Origin of the sequence: Runella defluvii (assembly GCF_014195535.1) — a bacterium.
GTDB lineage: Bacteria > Bacteroidota > Bacteroidia > Cytophagales > Spirosomataceae > Runella > Runella defluvii.
Window position 1 is genome coordinate 79941 of sequence record NZ_JACIBY010000017.1, and the last position, 18806, is coordinate 98746.

At 47.7% G+C, this 18806-nt stretch carries 16 protein-coding genes; 11 read left to right on the forward strand and 5 right to left on the reverse strand.

What is annotated here, in order from left to right; translation table 11 throughout:
• The first annotated feature begins 20 nt into the window (after positions 1-20).
• The gene (locus FHS57_RS26975; protein ID WP_183979166.1) at positions 21-1112 is read left to right on the forward strand and encodes an endonuclease/exonuclease/phosphatase family protein; all 1092 of its coding nucleotides are present in this window, start codon (positions 21-23) and stop codon (positions 1110-1112) included.
• On the opposite strand, the gene FHS57_RS26980 is transcribed toward FHS57_RS26975, so the two are convergent.
• Positions 1097-1834, reverse strand: coding sequence for a hypothetical protein (locus FHS57_RS26980; RefSeq protein ID WP_183979168.1), 738 nt, complete (start codon positions 1832-1834; stop codon positions 1097-1099). The two genes, FHS57_RS26975 and FHS57_RS26980, sit on opposite strands and share 16 nt — an antisense overlap.
• Before the next feature lie 196 nt (positions 1835-2030).
• Between FHS57_RS26980 and FHS57_RS26985 the strand changes: the two genes are divergently transcribed.
• The 4 genes from FHS57_RS26985 to dprA all read left to right on the forward strand — a co-directional run bounded on the left by FHS57_RS26985 (position 2031) and on the right by dprA (position 6367).
• The gene (locus FHS57_RS26985; protein WP_183979170.1) at positions 2031-2477 is read left to right on the forward strand and encodes a hypothetical protein; all 447 of its coding nucleotides are present in this window, start codon (positions 2031-2033) and stop codon (positions 2475-2477) included.
• Positions 2478-2531: 54 nt separating this feature from the next.
• Complete coding sequence (locus FHS57_RS26990) at positions 2532-3365, forward strand: serine hydrolase (RefSeq protein ID WP_183979172.1); 834 nt, start codon at positions 2532-2534, stop codon at positions 3363-3365.
• A 33-nt stretch (positions 3366-3398) separates the two neighbouring features.
• A complete protein-coding gene (locus FHS57_RS26995) occupies positions 3399-4952 on the forward strand; it encodes an FMN-binding glutamate synthase family protein (protein WP_183979174.1) in 1554 nt (517 codons plus the stop codon).
• Between the two features lie 317 nt (positions 4953-5269).
• Entirely contained in the window at positions 5270-6367 is a 1098-nt protein-coding gene (gene dprA / locus FHS57_RS27000) for a DNA-processing protein DprA (protein ID WP_183979176.1), read from the forward strand.
• On the opposite strand, the gene FHS57_RS27005 is transcribed toward dprA, so the two are convergent.
• From FHS57_RS27005 to FHS57_RS27020, 4 genes are read right to left on the reverse strand one after another with little or no spacing between them, the layout of a single operon-like run.
• Positions 6364-6909: a hypothetical protein gene (locus FHS57_RS27005; RefSeq protein WP_183979178.1), complete on the reverse strand. Its 546-nt coding sequence runs from the start codon at positions 6907-6909 to the stop codon at positions 6364-6366. The two genes, dprA and FHS57_RS27005, sit on opposite strands and share 4 nt — an antisense overlap.
• A complete protein-coding gene (locus FHS57_RS27010; RefSeq protein ID WP_183979180.1) occupies positions 6909-8051 on the reverse strand; it encodes an efflux RND transporter periplasmic adaptor subunit in 1143 nt (380 codons plus the stop codon). The genes FHS57_RS27005 and FHS57_RS27010 overlap by 1 nt, the downstream gene beginning before the upstream one ends.
• Positions 8048-11275 (reverse strand): efflux RND transporter permease subunit, encoded by a 3228-nt coding sequence (locus tag FHS57_RS27015; RefSeq protein ID WP_183979182.1) that lies wholly within the window; start codon positions 11273-11275, stop codon positions 8048-8050. The genes FHS57_RS27010 and FHS57_RS27015 overlap by 4 nt, the downstream gene beginning before the upstream one ends.
• A gap of 20 nt (positions 11276-11295) precedes the next feature.
• On the reverse strand, positions 11296-12708 hold the full coding sequence (locus tag FHS57_RS27020; RefSeq protein WP_183979183.1) for a TolC family protein: 1413 nt from the start codon (positions 12706-12708) through the stop codon (positions 11296-11298).
• A gap of 235 nt (positions 12709-12943) precedes the next feature.
• Between FHS57_RS27020 and FHS57_RS27025 the strand changes: the two genes are divergently transcribed.
• The 6 genes from FHS57_RS27025 to FHS57_RS27050 all read left to right on the forward strand — a co-directional run bounded on the left by FHS57_RS27025 (position 12944) and on the right by FHS57_RS27050 (position 18742).
• Complete coding sequence (locus FHS57_RS27025) at positions 12944-13621, forward strand: response regulator transcription factor (protein ID WP_183979184.1); 678 nt, start codon at positions 12944-12946, stop codon at positions 13619-13621.
• Positions 13618-14874: a sensor histidine kinase gene (locus FHS57_RS27030; RefSeq protein WP_183979185.1), complete on the forward strand. Its 1257-nt coding sequence runs from the start codon at positions 13618-13620 to the stop codon at positions 14872-14874. Before FHS57_RS27025 ends, FHS57_RS27030 begins: the two co-directional genes overlap by 4 nt.
• Before the next feature lie 35 nt (positions 14875-14909).
• Positions 14910-15269 (forward strand): hypothetical protein, encoded by a 360-nt coding sequence (locus tag FHS57_RS27035; RefSeq protein ID WP_183979186.1) that lies wholly within the window; start codon positions 14910-14912, stop codon positions 15267-15269.
• Between the two features lie 20 nt (positions 15270-15289).
• Positions 15290-15910, forward strand: a complete 621-nt coding sequence (locus tag FHS57_RS27040) for a TetR/AcrR family transcriptional regulator (RefSeq protein ID WP_183979187.1) — start codon at positions 15290-15292, stop codon at positions 15908-15910.
• Positions 15911-16121: 211 nt separating this feature from the next.
• On the forward strand, positions 16122-17105 hold the full coding sequence (locus FHS57_RS27045; protein ID WP_183979189.1) for an NADH-quinone oxidoreductase subunit B family protein: 984 nt from the start codon (positions 16122-16124) through the stop codon (positions 17103-17105).
• 44 nt (positions 17106-17149) lie between these two features.
• On the forward strand, positions 17150-18742 hold the full coding sequence (locus tag FHS57_RS27050) for a nickel-dependent hydrogenase large subunit (RefSeq protein WP_028526813.1): 1593 nt from the start codon (positions 17150-17152) through the stop codon (positions 18740-18742).
• The last annotated feature ends 64 nt before the right edge of the window (positions 18743-18806 follow it).

The window sequence follows — 18806 nt, forward strand, 5'->3', positions numbered from 1 at the left end:
AACAGCCCTAAAACTACGCAATGAAATCCACAACTTCTTTCTTTTGGCGACTTCACCAAGTATTCTTTATTTATACGCTATTGGTATATGGGCTTGCTTTTTTTACGTTTACAGGGCATTGGATTGCGGGCTTTTTAATGATGAGTTTGCCAGTAGTGCTTCTACTCCACCTACTCATTTTTTGTTACTTTGCCCTTCGCAAATCTTCCAAAATAGCCCTTTCAGGCGCCGCACTGTTGCTGAGTTTTCCCTTTTGGAGCCGCACTTTTCAATTTTCTTGGGGCGCGCCTACCGCACCTGAGAAACAAGAATTGACGGTTTTGTCGTACAACGTCATGTCGTTTGACGCCTACAATTTTATTCAAAACATCCACCCCGAAAACAACCAAGCCATGCTGGAGTGGGTCAAAGGGCTGGACACCGACATCCAGTGTTATCAGGAGTTTTACAACTCCGATACGCGCCCCCATTTGAATACGTTAAAACAACTCAAAAAAGCAGGCTATCCGTATTATACCGTTTTGCACCCCGACATAGCTCCCCGCGAACAGCACTGCATGGGGCTGGCGATTTTGTCAAAATACCCCATCATCGACCGTGGAGAGGTTGAATTTCATGACCAAAATGGCTTGCTTTTTGCCGACATTGTGGTTCGTAAAGACACCATTCGGGTCATTAACCTGCACTTGCGTTCGATGATTGTTCGCTTTGGTGGACTGAAAGAAGCCTACCTCGAAAAAGACTATAAACAAGGCAAAAAAGAAGCTAAAAAAGTAACTCAACGCCTCAAAATGGGCTTTGTTCACCATTCCGAAGAAGCTGACGTGTTGCTAGAATGGATACGAAAAAGTCCCCACCCTGTGTTGGTATGTGGTGATTTCAACGAGATTCCGTACGGCTATGTCTATGGCGAAGTTCGGTCTATGCTCGCCAATGCCTTTGAAGAAAAAGGCCACGGATTTGGGTTCTCGTACCGCAATACACCGCGTTTTATCCGAATCGACAACCAATTTTTTGACAAAAAAAAGCTGGAAGTCATCGACTTCCAGACCCGAAGAGACATTCCTTACTCCGACCACTACCCCGTCATTGGGCGTTACAGGTTGTTGTAATAGGCAAAAATTTTAGCCATATCTGCCCGCGATTTCATGCTTAGGTCATTGGTTTTGATGAATTTTTCAACGTCGTCGGCGCGGTCGCCCAAAGCTTCCAATAGTTTCTTTTTTGATGTGCCAATCTGAAACAACGTGTTGCCTCGAACGGCGAAATACTGCGGGCTTTTTGAAATTTTGGTATCCCGACTTCCCGTACCAAGTGCTTCGTTGAAGGTGGGCTTAATGATGTTTAGTTTGGTATATTCTACCAACGAGATTCGTCCTGCCGCAATCAATTCCATAAATCCTTGCACGGGCTCTTCCGCCCGAAATTGTCGCGCATTCATAAACACGCGGCGTTCGGCCCCTTCAATCGTAAAAAAGCGCACCATGCTCCCACTCACCGCCCGAATTTCGTTGGCAGGCGTTTTGATTTCGACTTCGTTGGCATACAAATCGAGGCGAATTGGTACGTTGGCAATGCTATCTCCTTCGCGGCCAGGAGGCCCAATTTTTTGAAATAACTTAATGCTTCCTTCTTTCCAAGTAGAATCGAGGTACGGATTTCCGAACACCTCCCCGCGCGGCCCTTTGATGCCAAAAAGCCCCACGTTGGCGTTGAGTGGCACCTTTAGTCCTTCGGTATTCATCATATCCCGAGCTACGTTGCTCATATTTTGGGCTACCGCACTAAACGACAGCCAACTTGCGCAGAAAAAGAAAAAAAAGGGTCGAAACATGGTTATAAAGAAGAGGTTATCGTTTGTGAGTTAACGTAAAACTACAACGATTTTTTGTCTGCTAGGTGGACAAAGCTTCGGTTTATTTTTCTTAAAAGCCTCACCGTGACTTTTCTCAACCAGATGTATGACTTTTCTCATGGAAAATATCAATAAAAATGGGTGATTTTGAGAAAATTAAAAGACAAAAACTACCATGGCCAAGAATCCTAAATTCGACCTCCAACGATTTCATTTTGAACATCGGCTTTGGGGAAAAGAAATTGATTTTGTCAACGAAGAAGTGACCATTTTTGCGCATTTGCTCGACGAAATGAAGGTCATTTTACCCACTGACTTAGCGACAGATTTTGCCGAAACGCTCCAGCGTATTTCGCGCGAAATGGAGCATTTTAAACGCATCAACAATACCCTCAAAAGCGAGATTCATGCCCAAGAAAACGTCATGGCCATCGCCCTGAAAAACGAAACGGTTCAATACAACGACGACATTTGGGCGACGCAGGTCTATCTGCGGGAAAAGATGGATTTTTACCACGACAATTACCGCAAATTCAAAACCGAATTCCGACTGTTTATTGGCAAAGACCTGGAAAATCATTTTTCGCTCAAGGAAGTTTCCTCGTTACAAGAAACAGCCTAAGGCTTGATTTTTATAGGAGGACTGTGTAAGTTGTCGCCAGAATCAGATATTCTAATGCGACAACTTATTTTTTTTGTGCTCTTGGCCAGCCTCACTTCGGTTCATGCTCAACACCCCGCCCTTGAGCAGCACCTCGCCGACTACCTTGCGAAGTTACCCTCTTCGGTAAAGGTCAATTACCGCGTCGAATCACTTGAAGGAAAACGTTATGCAAGCCTTAGAGACGACGAACGGGTGCCCTCTGCCAGTATTATTAAAATCCCCATTTTGGTCGAAATCATGGAGCAAGTCAAAGCCCAGCGCTTTGAACTTACCGACTATTATACCCTTCAAAACGCCGACAAAGTAGGCGGAGCAGGGACTATTTTTCAAGAACGTGAAGGCAAAGCTTTTACCTACGAGCAACTTGCCCACCAGATGATGGTGGCAAGCGACAACACGGCAACCAACATCTTGATTCGGAAAGTAGGGCGCGAAGCCGTAAACGAACGAATGAAAACGCTTGGTTTTCCCAATCTCCAACTCAATCGCGTGATGATGGATACCGCCGCCGTGGCCAAAGGCATCGAAAATTACGTAAATGCGGACGAAATCAACCGTTTACTCAGCCTTATTTACCAACGTAAGGTTGCCACGCCTGCCCTTTGTGATTTGATGGTGGCATTTTTGCTTGACAATCATGACACTAGCACCTTGCCATCACTCATTCCTCGGCAAGTAGGCATTGCCCATAAAACGGGAACGCTTACTTATATTCGGGGCGATGCAGGGATTATTTTCACCAAAAAACCATTTGTAATATCCGTATTTGTACGTGGTACCGACCTCAACAGGGCCGAAACAATCATCGCAGAAATCGGTAAAATAGCCTACGAAGCATTAAAGTAGAATCAAATCATCAACCCTAATAACTCCATATCCATGAATACAATTTTTGATTTTTTGGGACAAATTCCTTGGTGGTGTTGGCCTATTGTTTTTCTCGCAATTGTTGCCATTCGGGACATTAACCAGAAAAAACATACCATCAAACACAATTTCCCCGTGGTGGGCCACCTACGGTATTGGATTGAAACCATTGGGCCTGAATTTCGGCAGTACATCGTGGCCAACAACCGCGAAGAACTTCCCTTCAACCGTCGGCAGCGGTCGTGGATTTATGCTTCGTCCAAACGCGAAAACAATTTTCAGGGTTTTGGAACAGACCAAGACGTGAACGGAGCAGGGTACATTTTTATCAAGCCCGCTTTGCTCACCAAACGCCTCCCCAAAGACCACCCTTACCGCGAAAATCCGTACGTTTTGCCTTCGGCCAAGGTGATTGGCTTACCACACAATCGCCGAAAGCCCTATCGCCCTAAGCAGGTGATTAATATTTCGGGCATGAGTTTTGGGTCTTTATCAGCGCGCGCGATTGAGTCGTTGAACAAAGGAGCGGCCAAGTTTGGCTGCTACCACAACACGGGCGAAGGCGGTTTTTCACCTTACCATAACAAAGGCGGCGATGTGGTGCTAAATATAGGAACAGCTTACTTTGGCATCCGCGACGACGATGGGAATTTTGTGATGCAAAAACTGGTGGATTTGACCAAAAATAATCCGTCTATTCGGATGTTGGAGTTGAAACTTTCGCAAGGAGCAAAACCTGGGAAAGGGGGCGTATTGCCTGCGTCAAAAATCACCCAAGAAATCGCCGATATCCGCCATATTCCGCTGGGAAAAGATGTGATTTCGCCCGCAGCGCACAGTGCATTTTCCAACATTCCCGAAATGATTGACTTCATCGAAAGCATGGCCGACGCGACAGGACTTCCTGTGGGCATCAAAGCCGCCGTTGGGAAGCTAGAAATGTGGGAAGAACTGGCCGAATTGATGGTAAAAACGGGCAAAGGCCCCGATTTTATTGCCATTGATGGTGGAGAAGGAGGAACGGGAGCGGCACCACCGTCGTTTGCCGACCACGTTTCGCTGCCGTGGGTGTATGCGTTTTCGAGTGTGTATAAAATTTTCAAAAAGCACAACCTTACCCACCGCGTTACGTTCATTGGTTCGGGCAAACTTGGCTTACCTGCGCAAGCCATTATGGCCTTTTCGATGGGCGTCGATGTCATCAATATTGCCCGCGAAGCCATGATTTCTATCGGTTGTATCCAAGCCCAAGTCTGCCACAACAACCGCTGCCCAACGGGTATCGCCACCCAAAACAAATGGTTGCAAGCAGGGGTTGACCCTACGTTGAAAAGCGAGCGTTTTTACAATTATGCCAAAACCCTCACCAAAGAAGTGCTAGAGATTTCCATTGCCTGCGGCTACGAGCACCCTTCTCAGTTTACGATGGACGATGTGGACGTAGCAATGGGCGACAACAACCACACTCGCCCGCTTCGAATCGCGTACGAATACGAAAAAGTACCCGTCGCTTACGATGGCATTCATAAGTTGGTCAACTGTGCGCATTTAGGTGGTGGGAATTAAATAGTGAAGCGGGTTACTTTTAATACAGTGTTAAGTAAATAGCTTTATTTTTTACCCGCAGAAAGCCGCAGAATTATAAGCGCTGATTGTCGCTGAAAAAGGGCTTTATATTGTCATTAATCTGCGGGTAATAGTAAAAGAAACTTAGCTTACAGTGTATTTAATCCGCTTTTTTTATTCAACAAATAAGCCACTTCAAAAAGAAAATAAGCCATTTCATAAAACATTTCAGCCATTTCGTTAAATATACCCGCACAAAAACTAACCCAACAAAGTCCCCCTCGTCCAATGAAAAACAGGTATAACTCCCTTCTTTCATGTCAGACGAAAAAATCTACCAGCTTGCGCTTCATTTGACCAACGGCCTTGGCAGTGTTCTCATTCGGCAATTGATTGCCCACTTCGGAAGTGCCCAAAAAATCTTTCAAGCCAACCTCAAAAGCCTAACGAGGGTCAATGGAATTGGGGAAGCAACGGCGCGAATAATACTCCAAAAAGAAGGCATTCGAGAAGCAGAAAATGAGCTCAAAAAACTAGCATCCGTCGATGGGAAGTTACTTTTTTATACTGACCCCGAATTTCCAACGCGTTTCAAATCGCTCTACGACGCCCCTGTGTTACTGTACGGAAAGGGGAATTTCAACCTCAACGAAGGTCGGTTTGTGGGGGTGGTCGGAACCCGCAAAGCAACCGATTACGGCAAAAATACCTGCGAGCAGATTGTGGAAGGATTGGCCAACAAAGGAGTGACGATTGTGAGTGGCTTGGCCTACGGCATCGACATCGCGACGCACCGCGCTTGTGTCAAACTCCGCGTGCCTACCCTCGGAGCCATGGCAACGGGGATTGACCTTATTTACCCTTCAACTCACGCCAAAACCGCCCAAGAAATGCAGGTAAATGGGGGGATTTTGACGGAATATCCGTTAGGCACCAAGCCTGATTTTATGCGTTTCCCTGCCCGAAACCGCATTATTGCAGGCTTATCTGATGCCATTATTGTCGTAGAAGCGGCCGAAAAAGGAGGCGCACTCATCACGGCCGAATACGCCAACAATTACAACCGCGACGTGTTTGCCGTTCCAGGCAACCTCTCCAATTCGTATTCTACGGGTTGCAATCAGCTCATTCGCACGCACAAGGCACAGATTTTTACAGGCGTGGACGATTTGATGGATGCCCTCAGTTGGCTTCCCGATGGTACTGCCTCCACCACTCCTCCCCCTCTTCCCGAGCATTTTACCCAAGCCGAAAGCACCATCGTGTCGCTTCTGCGCCAAAAGGGAGAAATGCAGATTGACGAACTCGCGTGGGAAAGCCAAATTCATCTGGGAAAGTTATCCCCACTTTTGCTAAATTTAGAACTGCAAGGATACCTCCGAAGCTTGCCAGGCAAGAAGTTTGCCTTAGCCTAACGTACCTTGTAAGTGACGGTCGAATGGGGAGTTTGGCAATAATTATAGGCATCTAAAAGCTGCAACGACCCTTTACTATTGGTTTTTAACCAACTTTTAGTGGGCAGTTGTTGGAGTAAATCCAGCATACATTCGTCGGTCGCAAAAGCCTTTTTTAAGTTACGTGCGCTCAAATACAGCAGTTCTTCGTTGGGAGTAGTGCTGAAGAAATACTCATCTGTACTACCTTCTCCAAAATTATGCCGACAATAAATCGTCATACCGTCAGATTGAACCACTTCATAAAACTGATCAAGGTATAATCGGTATCGTTTCCCATTTTTTTCTTCGTATCCCCATACTTTATTGGCATTTATTTGCTGCTTTTTGCCCGACAAAGTTTTCACAACTACTCGTTGCGATTGCCAACGCAGCTGCACCGCCCGAAGCTCAGGATGAACTTGGGTATCGTTCTCTTCGCGATAAATCAGGCGGTAGTGCGTTGGCGCGCAACTTTGGGAAACTACTAACAAAAGTGTGAACAGAAGGGCGGGATAACGCATTATTTTTTGCTTATTTTAATAGATTGTCCATTACGGATTTCTTCGGACGCTTTGCGCACAATGGTTTCTTTGGAATGAATCCCTCCAAATACTTCAACCAAACTATCGAGCACATTGCCTTTTTCCACGGGCACCCATTCGGCTTTGTTGTCATTTACCCGAATCACAAACGTTTTTTCGGTCGAACTTACCACCGACGTTTTAGGCACAAATAGTGTGGACATCGTCCGCTCCACGGGCAATTTCACTTCGGCATACATGCCAGATTTCAACAAATTGCGTTGGTTGTTAAAATCAAACTCGGCCATCATTGAGCGATTGGCTTCCACCAAACTTTGCGCACTTCGCGCCAAACGCGCATTGAAAGTTTGTTCAGGAATGGCATTGACCGTAAACGACACCGAACTCTTGTCAGGAAGCTGATTGGCATAGCTTTCGGGAATAGCTACCGTCAGACGCAACGTTCGGCTATCTTCCAGCACAAACAGCGGTTTGCCGTTGCTGTCGCCCGCCCCTACCAACGCCCCTGCGCTGATGTTCCGCTCCGTAATAATGCCATCAAATGGCGCGGTAATGGTTAAGTATTGACGCAATTCGGTCTTGGTTTGGTACGTCGAACGACTCGCTTGGACATTTCCCTTGGCCACGCTTACCATCGCGCTGTCGGCCAGCATTTTTGCTTGGGCTTGTTCGAGTTCATGCGGCGAGACGGCACCTTCTACTTTGTTGGTTTGCAAAAGCCGTTGGTAGGTTTGTTTGCTCGCGCGAAAACGCGCTGTTTGTTCAATCAAAACGGCTTCTTGTGCCTGTACGTGTGCTTGCGCTTGGCTCACTTCCGACAGCACTTCGGGCGCATCCAACTGCGCCAAAACTTGTCCTTTGCGCACCCACGACCCGCGATCTACTTGCACCGCCCGTACAAAACCTTTCACTTTGGCATACAAGCTCACTCGGTTCCAGGGTTTCAGTTCACCTGGTAGCACAATGTTTTTCTCAGGACGCATTTCCTGTACCTCCACCACTTCTACTTGCTGGGTTTCAGGCGCGGTGCTTTTCTTTTTTTCTTCACTGGCTTCGGTAGAACAGGCAGTAATAGCTGCCCCCGCCACCAATGGCGCTAAGAGGGTCCAATACGATTTCATATAGTTGGGGTCAACGAGGATTTGTAATAGTTGCTTTCAGGATCTTCAGGGTCAAGCGATACCGACTGGGTAGTGGCGGTGTGCTGAAATTGCGTAAATACGCAAGGCAAAATGAGCAAAGCCGCGAGCGTGGAGGCTATCAGCCCGCCAATAACGGCTTGTCCCAAAGGAGCAATTTGGTCGCCCCCTTCTCCAAAGCCCGACGCCATCGGAAGCATCCCCGCAATCATCGCAATACTGGTCATCAAAATGGGACGAATACGGCTGTTGGCGGCCAACATCACCGCTTTACGGCTGTCGCCAAGGGTCAAGCGAAGGTTTTCGGCATTGGTCACCATCAAGATGGCATTGGCGACGGATACTCCTACCGACATAATTAAGCCCATGTACGACTGGAGATTGAGCGTTGCTCCGCAAGCCAACAACATCAGCAACGACCCCGCTACCACGGCAGGAATGGCCGATAAAATCACGAGTGACAGTTTGAACGACTGGTAATTGGCCGCCAAAAGCAAGAAAATAATCACAATCGCGACCAGCAAACCCGTTTGAAGACTGGTGAGGGTGTCGCCCAGCAATTTGGTTTGGCCACGCATGTCCACCTGCACGCCGCGCGGTGGGTCGCCCGCATCTTTGATGGCTTTCAGAACGGCTTTTTGTGCCGAGCCTAAGTCTTTGTTGTGCAAATTGGCCGTGATTGTCACTAAGCGGTTAGGCCCTGCGCGGTCGTATTGACCTGGGACCGTCTCCTCCGAAAAAGTAGCCACGTCCGACAATAAAGGGTGCATGGCTCCGCTACGCAACGGAATGTTCCCGATGTCTTCGGGGCTGGTCATTTTATATTCAGGTATTTGCACCTGCACCTGATACGCCAACCCTTTCGAGTCATCGAGCCAGAGGTTTTTATCGGTAAAACGGCTGGACGAAGTCGCTGCCACCATCGAACGGGCAATTTGGGTAGAAGTCACGCCCAATTGCCCCGCACGCTCGCGATCGAGGGTGACTTTCAAAATAGGGTACGCCAGCGGTTGCGCAATTTTCACGTCGCGTAAAAAAGGAATTCGCTTCATCTCGTCCTGAATTTTTCCCGCAAAACGCCCTGCTTCTTTTAAATCTTTGGCCGCCACCGTCACCTCAATGGGCGTTGCCGAACCTTGACTCATGATTTTATCAACCAACTCAATGGGCTCAAATGACACCTTAGCCGCAGGTAATTCTTTACGAATTTTCTCGCGCAACTCTTCTTTCAGTTCGTCCATATTGACGTGGTGTGCTTCATTGAGCGATACTTGCATGACGGCTTCGTGCGGCCCGCTGTTGAACACAAAAATGTTGGAAGTTCCGTAACTTGAAGGAACTGTTCCGACGTAGGCCGACGAAATAGCAACGTTTTCTTCCCCAACCGTTGATTTTATAATGTCCAACACTTTGAGCGTAGCCAACTCCGTGCGCTCAACCCGCGTTCCATCTTGCACGCTCAGCCGCAACTGAAACTGATGGCTGTTGGCATGGGGTAAAATATCGGTTCCAATCCACAAAAAGCACAACACAATCACGCCCACGCTTCCCACCAAATAGCCCCCTACAACCCACTTACGACCTCCTAAAGCGCGATTGAGCAAGGTAGAATAACGCTGTTTAAACTTCTCAAATCCTGTAGCTTTGGGATCGGGATGTGTGCCTTCATAAATCACCGTTTGGGTTTCTTGGGCATCCAAGGCCAAGGTGGCAGGTTCGTGCGAAGGGTGGCTTTTGAGCAGCCAATTGGCAAGCACAGGCACAAACGTCTGCGACAAAATAAAGGACGCAATCATGGCAAATCCCACCGACAACGACAACGGTAAGAACATCGACCGAGGCACGCCACTCATGACAAAAGCAGGCGCAAACACGGCTAATATCGCCATCAAAATGAGAAATTCGGGAAAAATAATTTCTTTACAGGCTTCCCAAATAGCCACTGCTTTGGGTTTGCCCATTTCGAGGTGCTGGTGAATATTTTCAATCGACACCGTGGCTTGGTCCACCAAAATCCCAACGGCCAACGCCAATCCCGACAAGGTCATGATGTTGATGGTTTGTCCTGCCAAATTCAATAAAATCACGGCCGACAATACCGAAATTGGAATGGTCACGACGACGATAATCACACTCCGCCAATCGCGCAGAAATAACAATACCATCAACCCCGTCAGCACTGCGCCCAAAATCCCTTCCGTTACGAGGCTTTTGAGGGCGTTTGTTACATACACCGACTGATCAAACTCGTACGAAATCTTGACGTCTTCGGGGATAGAGTTCTGAAGTTCGGGGAGCGCTTTTTTGATGTTGTTCACCACGTCAAGCGTCGAAGCATCAGATTTTTTTACGACAGGAATATACACTGCGCGGCGGCCATTAACAAGGGCATAGCTAACGGTCACGTCTGCGCCGTCTTCCACCGTGCCAACGTCACGCACAAAAACCGTTGGCCCCGCTCCTACGCGAATCGGGATGTCCAAAAAATCTTCGGGCTTTTTTACCAAAGAATTAACGGGCGTCATCAGCGTTTTTTCTCCCATCCGAATATTCCCTGCGGGCGAAATTTGGTTATTGGTCACAATCGCCTTGATGATTTCGTCGGGCGTCAATTGATAACTTCGTACCAATTGCGGATTTACTTTGATGATAATTGTGCGCTGGTTTCCTCCCAAAGGCGGCGGACTCGACACCCCAGGAATCCGCGAAAACATGGGGCGCACCCGCGACGAGGCAAAATCTTGGATTTCGTTGAGCGAACGGGTTTTACTTTCAAAAACCAACTGACCCACGGGCACCGAACTCGCATCAAAACGAACCACTTGCGGCGGCACCGTCCCCTCTGGCATATACGCTTTGGCCCGCGACACGTTGTTGGCCACCTCGGCGGCGGCTTGGGCCATGTCTGTGCCTGGATAAAATTGAAGGCGAATCAACGATAGCCCTTGAATGGTTTTTACTTCCACATCCCGAATCCCCGATACGTACAAAAAGTGGTCTTGGTAACGCGTAGCCATAAAACCATCCATTTGATCGGGAGCCATACCGCCGTATTGCTGCACCACATAAATGGTCGGCAAATCCAAATTGGGAAAAATATCAACAGGAATAGTGAACAATGACATCACCGAAAAAAACAGGATGCCAAACACGCCCACTACCACTGAAATGGGTTTCCGCAAGGCAGAACGAATGAGTTGATACATACTTCTATGGTGCGTTTGATTTACTTAACTTGATTCATAAACAGGGACAAATCGCCTTCGGCGGCGGCTTTCAACAGTAAAAAGCGCCACGCATTGCTGGTTGCTACGTAGCCGTCGATTTCGGCGCGGTTGAGCGTCACAAAGCTTTGAAACAACGTCGGCAAATCCGTTAGTCCACTTTGGTAACGAGCCTTGGCTTGGTTGTAGGCTTGCTGGGCGGCTTTGAGTTGAATAGGCGCTTGTTTGGCCAATTCCAGCCCCATTGTCAGTTGCGTATCAGCCTCCTGGTTTTGGCGATTGATGCGCAGCGATTGCTCGTTGTACAAATACCTAAAACGGTCTATCTGCCACTGTTCACTTTTATATTCTTGCCTCACCCTCAGCATGTTTGTTATGCTCCACCGTGCGGCAACGCCCACCAAATAGTTGGAAACTTGATAGCCCAACCCACGGCTAAAGCTAAAATCGGCGACATCGCTCACATCAGCGGCATTTGACACCCCCGACCCCCGCGCCCAAGCAGCCCCTACCAGCGAAATGAACGGTAGTCCCGAACGTTTGATGGCATTGCTGCGCGCCACCGAAAGGCTAAGTTGGGTTTGGAAAAGTTTTAAAACAGGATTTTTGGGTGAAAGTGAATCCGAAAGAAACGTAGTTTGGGGAAGTGTACGATAAAACCCAAGGCTGTCCACCTGAAGATTTTTTTGAACCTCACCCACTAGTTCCGAAAGGCGCAATCGCTGAACTTGTGCCCGCTGCTGGCTTTCTAGCAACGACAACCGCGCCCGAACTGCCTCTGCCGTGGCCAAGGAACTATCGACCGCCGCGCGCATCCCCGACTGTACGCCTGCATCGACCACCCGCTTGAAGGTCAGGGCGCGGTCGAGGTTAGTGCGCTGTACCTCAACCAGTTTTTGCTGAATGAGAAGTAACAAATACGCATCAATCACCCGAATTTGGTGTTGAAAAAGCTCATTTTCGTAGTCCGCTTGCGCCCGCTTCCAATCTGCCTGAGCGACCTCCACGTTGGCTTTTACCCTGCCAAAATTGACAACTCGCCAGTCAATAACAGCACTCACAAAACTCCCCGTGGTGGGTTGATAGACAGGCTCTGGGCGAATCCCCCCAGAAGTAGAAATGGTCGTACCTTCGTTTGGAAAAAACGAACCGTGGATACTGTTGTTGGTCGAAAAAGTATATTGGTCTTGCACCACGATGGAAGGCAAGTACTCCGTTTTTGCCAATTGCACTCGTCGTTCAATACTTTTGGCTTCGGCCTGCTTTGCTTTCAAAAAAGGGTAATTTTGAACACCTTGCTCCATGGCTTGCGACAGCGAAAGTGTTTGTGCTTGCCCAGAAAACCCTTGGCTCACCAGCAATACCAACCCAAAAACCTGGCTCAACGGCCGAATGTAGCTAATACCTTTTTTCATAGAAACCAACGTAGTGGAAGTGCGGTTATCAGTAATAGCTCACAAAACAATAGCCCAATTCTGGAAACATTTAGGAAAAATGGGAGTCTAGGGCAAAAAACGGGTTAAACGCATTAAAAAAAGTAGCCTCAGCAAGGTTACTTTTTTTAATGCGCTCAACCTCGACAAAAAAGTACCTTGTCTAAATGTTTCCAGAATTGACTTCTACCTTTGTTTTGTTGAATCAAATACGTCTATGAAAGTACTGGTTGTTGAAGACGAAAAAGGATTGGCTGAAAGCATCAGCGAATACATGATCAAAGAAGGATTTGTGTGCGAAACCGCAGGCACCTTTTTGGAGGCCGACCAGCGGATTTATTTATACGACTACGATTGTGTTATTGTAGATTTGAACTTGCCCGACGGCAATGGGTTTCAACTGATTCAATCGCTCAAAAAAATGCTTACAACCACGGGCGTCATTATTATTTCGGCCCGCAATGCCCTAGAAGATAAAATCAAGGGGCTAGAAATTGGGTCGGACGACTACCTGACCAAGCCTTTTCATTTGTCTGAACTCAACGCCCGCGTCAAATCGCTGATTCGGCGCCGCAACTTTAGTGGGCATACCGAAATTGAGTTTCACGAAATTTTGGTCCAACCTGCTTCCCGAAAAGTCTATGTAAAAGGGCAATTGGCCGTACTTTCGCGCAAAGAATACGATTTATTGCTATATTTCTTGTCGAACGTGGACGTGGTGCTCACCAAAGCATCCATTGCCGAACATTTGTGGGGGGACAACATCGACTCCGTTGACTCATTGGACATCGTTTACTCACACATCAAAAATCTTCGGCGAAAATTGCTCGAAAAAGGCTGTACCGACTACGTGCGTTCGGTTTATGGAATTGGCTATAAATTTGGGCTTTCGTGAAACTATTAACCAAAACCAACCGCATTTATCTAACATTCTCAACGGCCATTTATTTGTTTGCGGGACTGGCCTTCTACCAAGTCATTAAAATCCTTATTTATGATGAAGTAGAAAACCGCTTGAAGGTCGAAAAACGTGACTTTGAGCAATACCTCAAAATCCACGACAACTGGTCGAGTGGCTATTTTGTTGAAAATAAAATCGAAGTCTCGCCCGTCACTGGCCCCATCCAAGCTGCGGAGTTTTTTACGGACACCCTGATGCGCAGCCGTTACGAAGACGAACTTACGCCATTTCGGCAACTTACGTTTTATGCCACCATCGGTGGTGTGGTGCGTGAAGTCACCATTCGTAAATCGCTCATTCAAACCTTCCGACTGATTGAAATCATCACCGCAACCATGGTGGTTTGCCTGGTGCTGTTGTTGATAGGGACTTTTTGGTTTCAGGGAAAATCTTCGGGGCGAATCTGGCATCCGTTTTACGAAACCCTTTCACGGATGAAAAACTTTGACCTCACCCACGAAAAACCTTTGCAGTTGGACAAGCCCGAAATTGACGAATTTGAAGAATTGAACGAGGTATTCCGAAAAATGGGCGAAAAAATGCAACACGACTACCGAAGCCTCAAGGAGTTTACCGAAAATGCCTCGCACGAAATCCAAACGCCGTTGGCGCTCATCAATGCCAAAGTCGAACAGTTGATTCAACACGCCAAACTTTCCGAAACCCAAACCCACTTGATTGAAGATATTTACCAAGCCTCGCGACGCATGGCTCGGCTCAATCAAGGGCTGTTGCTTTTGGCAAAAATTGAAAATCACCAGTTTACGACGAACCACACCATCAATTTGACCGAATTGCTGGTCAACAAGTTGGGCGACATGGAAGAAATGATACACTACAAACAGTTGGAAGTCCAGCTCGAAAACGACACTCCTTTTGTGGTAGAATTACCGCCCGCTTTGGCCGAAACTTTGGTTAATAATTTGGTCAACAATGCCATCAAACACAACCACGCTCAAGGACAGATTCGGTTACACTCGACGCCCCAGCAAATCTGCCTCAGTAATACGGGACACGCACTGATAAGCCCTCCCGAACGCTTGTTTGAACGCTTTAAAAAAGAAGGCACAGGCCCCGACTCGGTAGGGCTTGGCTTGGCCATTATCAAGGAAATTTGTACCAATTACAACTTACAAATCAACTACACCGTCGGTGATGGATGGCATCAGTTTTGTATCTCTTCCTAAGATTTTTCTATCTTTGACTCACCAACGCGCCAAAGATGAAATCCTATTTTCGCATCGACGAAGTTACGTACTCCCATTTATTGGGCAGGCTCAACGACCTGCACGTGACCGATAAGCGCGGTACGCTCCCTGATTTTACTTTTTTTCATAAAGACGAATGGCTCGCCGACACGGCCGTCATCGAGGAACTCGCGCGGCACAAAGGCGAATGGCAGGTTAATTTGGTCTTTGCCCATACCACCAACCCTATGCGGTTTATCCGCCGACAAATCACTTCGTATTCGTGCCCGCGTAAGGCATCCTTGTTTGCGTCTTTGATGCGCCGACTGGCGGCAAAAGACCAGCGCGGTACGCAGGCAATCAGTATAAATGATATATTTGTAGCACAGAACTGAGCATCATCGCACGAGTTATCATGCACAATACCAAAGAAAAAATCGTACTAGCTTCCATAAAGCTCTTCAATGAGCATGGGGTGGCAAGTGTCAGGCTTCAACAAATAGCCGATGAAACGGGTATTAGCGTCGGTAATTTGGCCTACCATTTTCGCAACAAAGAGGCCATTGTCTCTTCTGTTTACGAAAAACTATTTGATGAATTTCGGCAACTTCTCAGTACGTACCTTCTCACACCTTCTTTTGCCGATTTCGACGGGCAGATGGCAGGCTATTTTGAATTTTTCAAAACCTACCGTTTTTACATTACCGATTTGTTTTCTGCCGAACATCCCCTGCCCGACATTCAAGCCGAATGGGAGATGTTTATGAACAAAATGATTTTGCAAATCAAAAACCGTATCGACTTCCACGTCAGTCGAGGCGAGCTCCTTCCCGAATCGTCGCAAGGAACGTACTACCTCATTTCGGAGTCGATTTGGATGACGCTGGTTTTTTGGATTCCTCAACAAACCCTACGCCGTAAACCCGTCACGGAAGGGCGCTATCGGACAGCCGTGTGGAACCATTTAAAACCTTACTTTACTCAAAAAGGCTTAGATACCTTTGAGCTCATCTCCCCCGTCCTTTCCCAAAATTAATCTTCAAATCCTGACCAATGTCATGTCTTTGCAGTAGTACATCTGCTACTTTGTGAAGCACATGTACCTACCGATATTTAGGTTTATTCTAAATTAGAAAAAAATTTCTAAATTTAATTAGAAAATATTTTCTAAAAAGTCGGAAGTGGTTATATTTGTTCACTTTTTAGTACAATTTTAGCAAACCAAAACCCTTAAGCTATTTTTTCTTATGGCAAATGTACTATGGCTGCAAGGAGGCGCGTGCAGTGGCAATACCATGTCATTCTTAAATGCCGAAGAGCCTACGGTGGTTGACCTCGTCACCGATTTCGGCGTCAATATTCTCTGGCACCCTTCCATTGGGCTTGAGATTGGTCACCAAGTGACCGAGCTACTCGACGACATCATCAAGGGAAAAGTGCAATGCGACATTTTGGTATATGAAGGAAGTATCATCAAAGGCCCTAAAAATACAGGCACGATGAACTACTTCTGCGACCGCCCCATGAAGGACTGGGTAAAGGAGTTATCGGAGGTAGCGGGTTTTGTGGTTGCCATTGGCGACTGCGCCACCTGGGGCGGAATTCCCGCCGTGGAACCCAACCCCAGCGAATCGACGGGCGTACAGTTTTTGCGCAAAGAAAAAGGTGGCTTTTTGGGGGCTAATTACAAATCAAAAGGTGGTTTGCCCGTCATCAACATCCCTGGCTGTCCTGCTCACCCCGACTGGATTACGCAAATTTTGGTGGCCATTGCTACGGGTCGTATCGGGGATGTTTTATTAGACGACTACCACCGTCCCAAAACGTTCTTTACCGATTTTGTCCAAACGGGCTGTACCAACGTTGTCAATTTTGCCAATAAAGTGGATGGAGGTTTTGGAAAACGAGGCAACGGTTGCTTGTTCTACGAAGTGGGCTGCCGTGGGCCCATGACCCGGGCGAGTTGTAACAAAATATTGTGGAACCGTCAATCGAGTAAAACCCGCGCCAATCACCCCTGCTTAGGTTGTACTGAACCAGGCTTCCCGCACCACGATTTGGCCAAAGGAAGTGTCTTCAAAACCCTCAAGTATTTGGGCTTTTTGCCCCAAGACGTACCTGCGGGCAACTCCAAACTTGGTTACTACATGCGCGCTGGTTTTGAAAAAACAATGCACGCCGTGGAAGTCGGGCTTGGTATCGAAAAAGCCCACAGCCAAGGTTCTAAATAGTTTCCCCCAATCGCATTTTATCACTTCAATTTGAACACACTCCAATGGCAATCACCAAAGAACTAAATATATCCCCCGTAGGTCGGGTAGAAGGCGACCTCGACGTAAAAGTATATATGGAAGATGGCGTAGTGACCCGCGCCCACACGCAAGCGGCGATGTTCCGTGGTTTTGAGCAAATTATGGCGGGCAAAGACCCCCAATCGGGCTTGATTGTTACCCCTCGTATTTGTGGAATTTGCGGTGGTTCGCACTTGTACTGTGCTTCATCGGCTTTAGACACCGCTTGGGGCACCACCTTGCCGCCGAATGCCCTCTTGCTTCGTGCCTTGGGACAAGCCACCGAAACCATCCAAAGTATTCCGCGTTGGTTTTACGCCATTTTTGCCACCGACTTGGCCAATAAAAAATTTGCGAACAAACCCCTTTACGCCGAAGTTGTAAAACGCTGGGCAGCGTATGTGGGTACTTCCTTCCAAAAGGGAGTCACCACGAGCGCGCTACCTGTGCAAGTGTATGCACTTTTTGGCGGTCAATGGCCGCACTCTAGCTACATGGTACCTGGCGGGGTGATGAGCGCCCCTACCCTCAAAGACATCACGCGGGCCCACGCTATCATGAACCAATTCCGCAAAGATTGGCTCGAAAGCATCTTTTTGGGCTGTTCGATTGAGCGTTACATGCAAATCAAAACGTGGGACGATTTGATGGAGTGGGTCGAAGAAAACGAATCGCAACGCAACTCCGACTTGGGCTTGTACATTCGGGCAGGGATTGAGTTTGGGCTCCATAAATTTGGACAAGGGGTAGGTAAATTTGTGGCGTTTGGTACCTATATTCACAAAGATTTGTGGAACCAGCCCAAAATTGAAACCCGTAATAACGCCGTGATTAGTCCTGGTGGTTTTTGGGACGGCAAAAAGTACTATGAATTAGACCATTTGCAAGTGCAAGAGCACGTCAAGCACGCATGGTACGCCGATGTACCCGCCGCCCACCCTTGGGACGAACCATTGCCAACGCCGCTGCCGTCGCAAAACTTGGCCGAAACCAACTTTAACGATAAATACAGCTGGTCGAAAGCACCGCGTTACATGAATTTTGCGGCCGAAGCTGGGCCTTTGTCGCGCGTGATTATGAATGCCAATCCTGCCAACAAAGCACACCAATTCCAAGATCCGCTCTTCATGGATATTATGGAGAAAATGGGGCCAAGTGTGTTTACCCGCACGTTGGCACGCTTGCACGAAGCGCCTCGTTTGTACTTAATGATTGACGAATGGCTCCGTCAAGTGGACCTCAACGGCGACTTTTACATCAAACCCACTGAACGCGACGGCAAAGGTTGGGGAGCTACGGAAGCAGCGCGTGGGGCATTGGCACACTGGATTGAAATTGAAAACGGCGTCATCAAAAACTATCAAGTGATGGCTCCAACCACTTGGAACGTAGGCCCTAACGACGAAACGGGCAACCCTGGGCCCATTGAGGCCGCCTTGGAAGGCACCGAAATCGAAGACCCGCATGACCCCGTGGAAGTAGGTTTGGTGGCTCGTTCGTTTGACTCTTGCTTGGTATGTACCGTTCACGCCCACGATGGCAAAAGTGGTCAGGAACTAGCGAAGTTTAAGTTGTAAATTATTTTTTAACCACAAAGGACTCAAAGAATCGCACAAAGTTCACAAAGAGAAAAATAACATT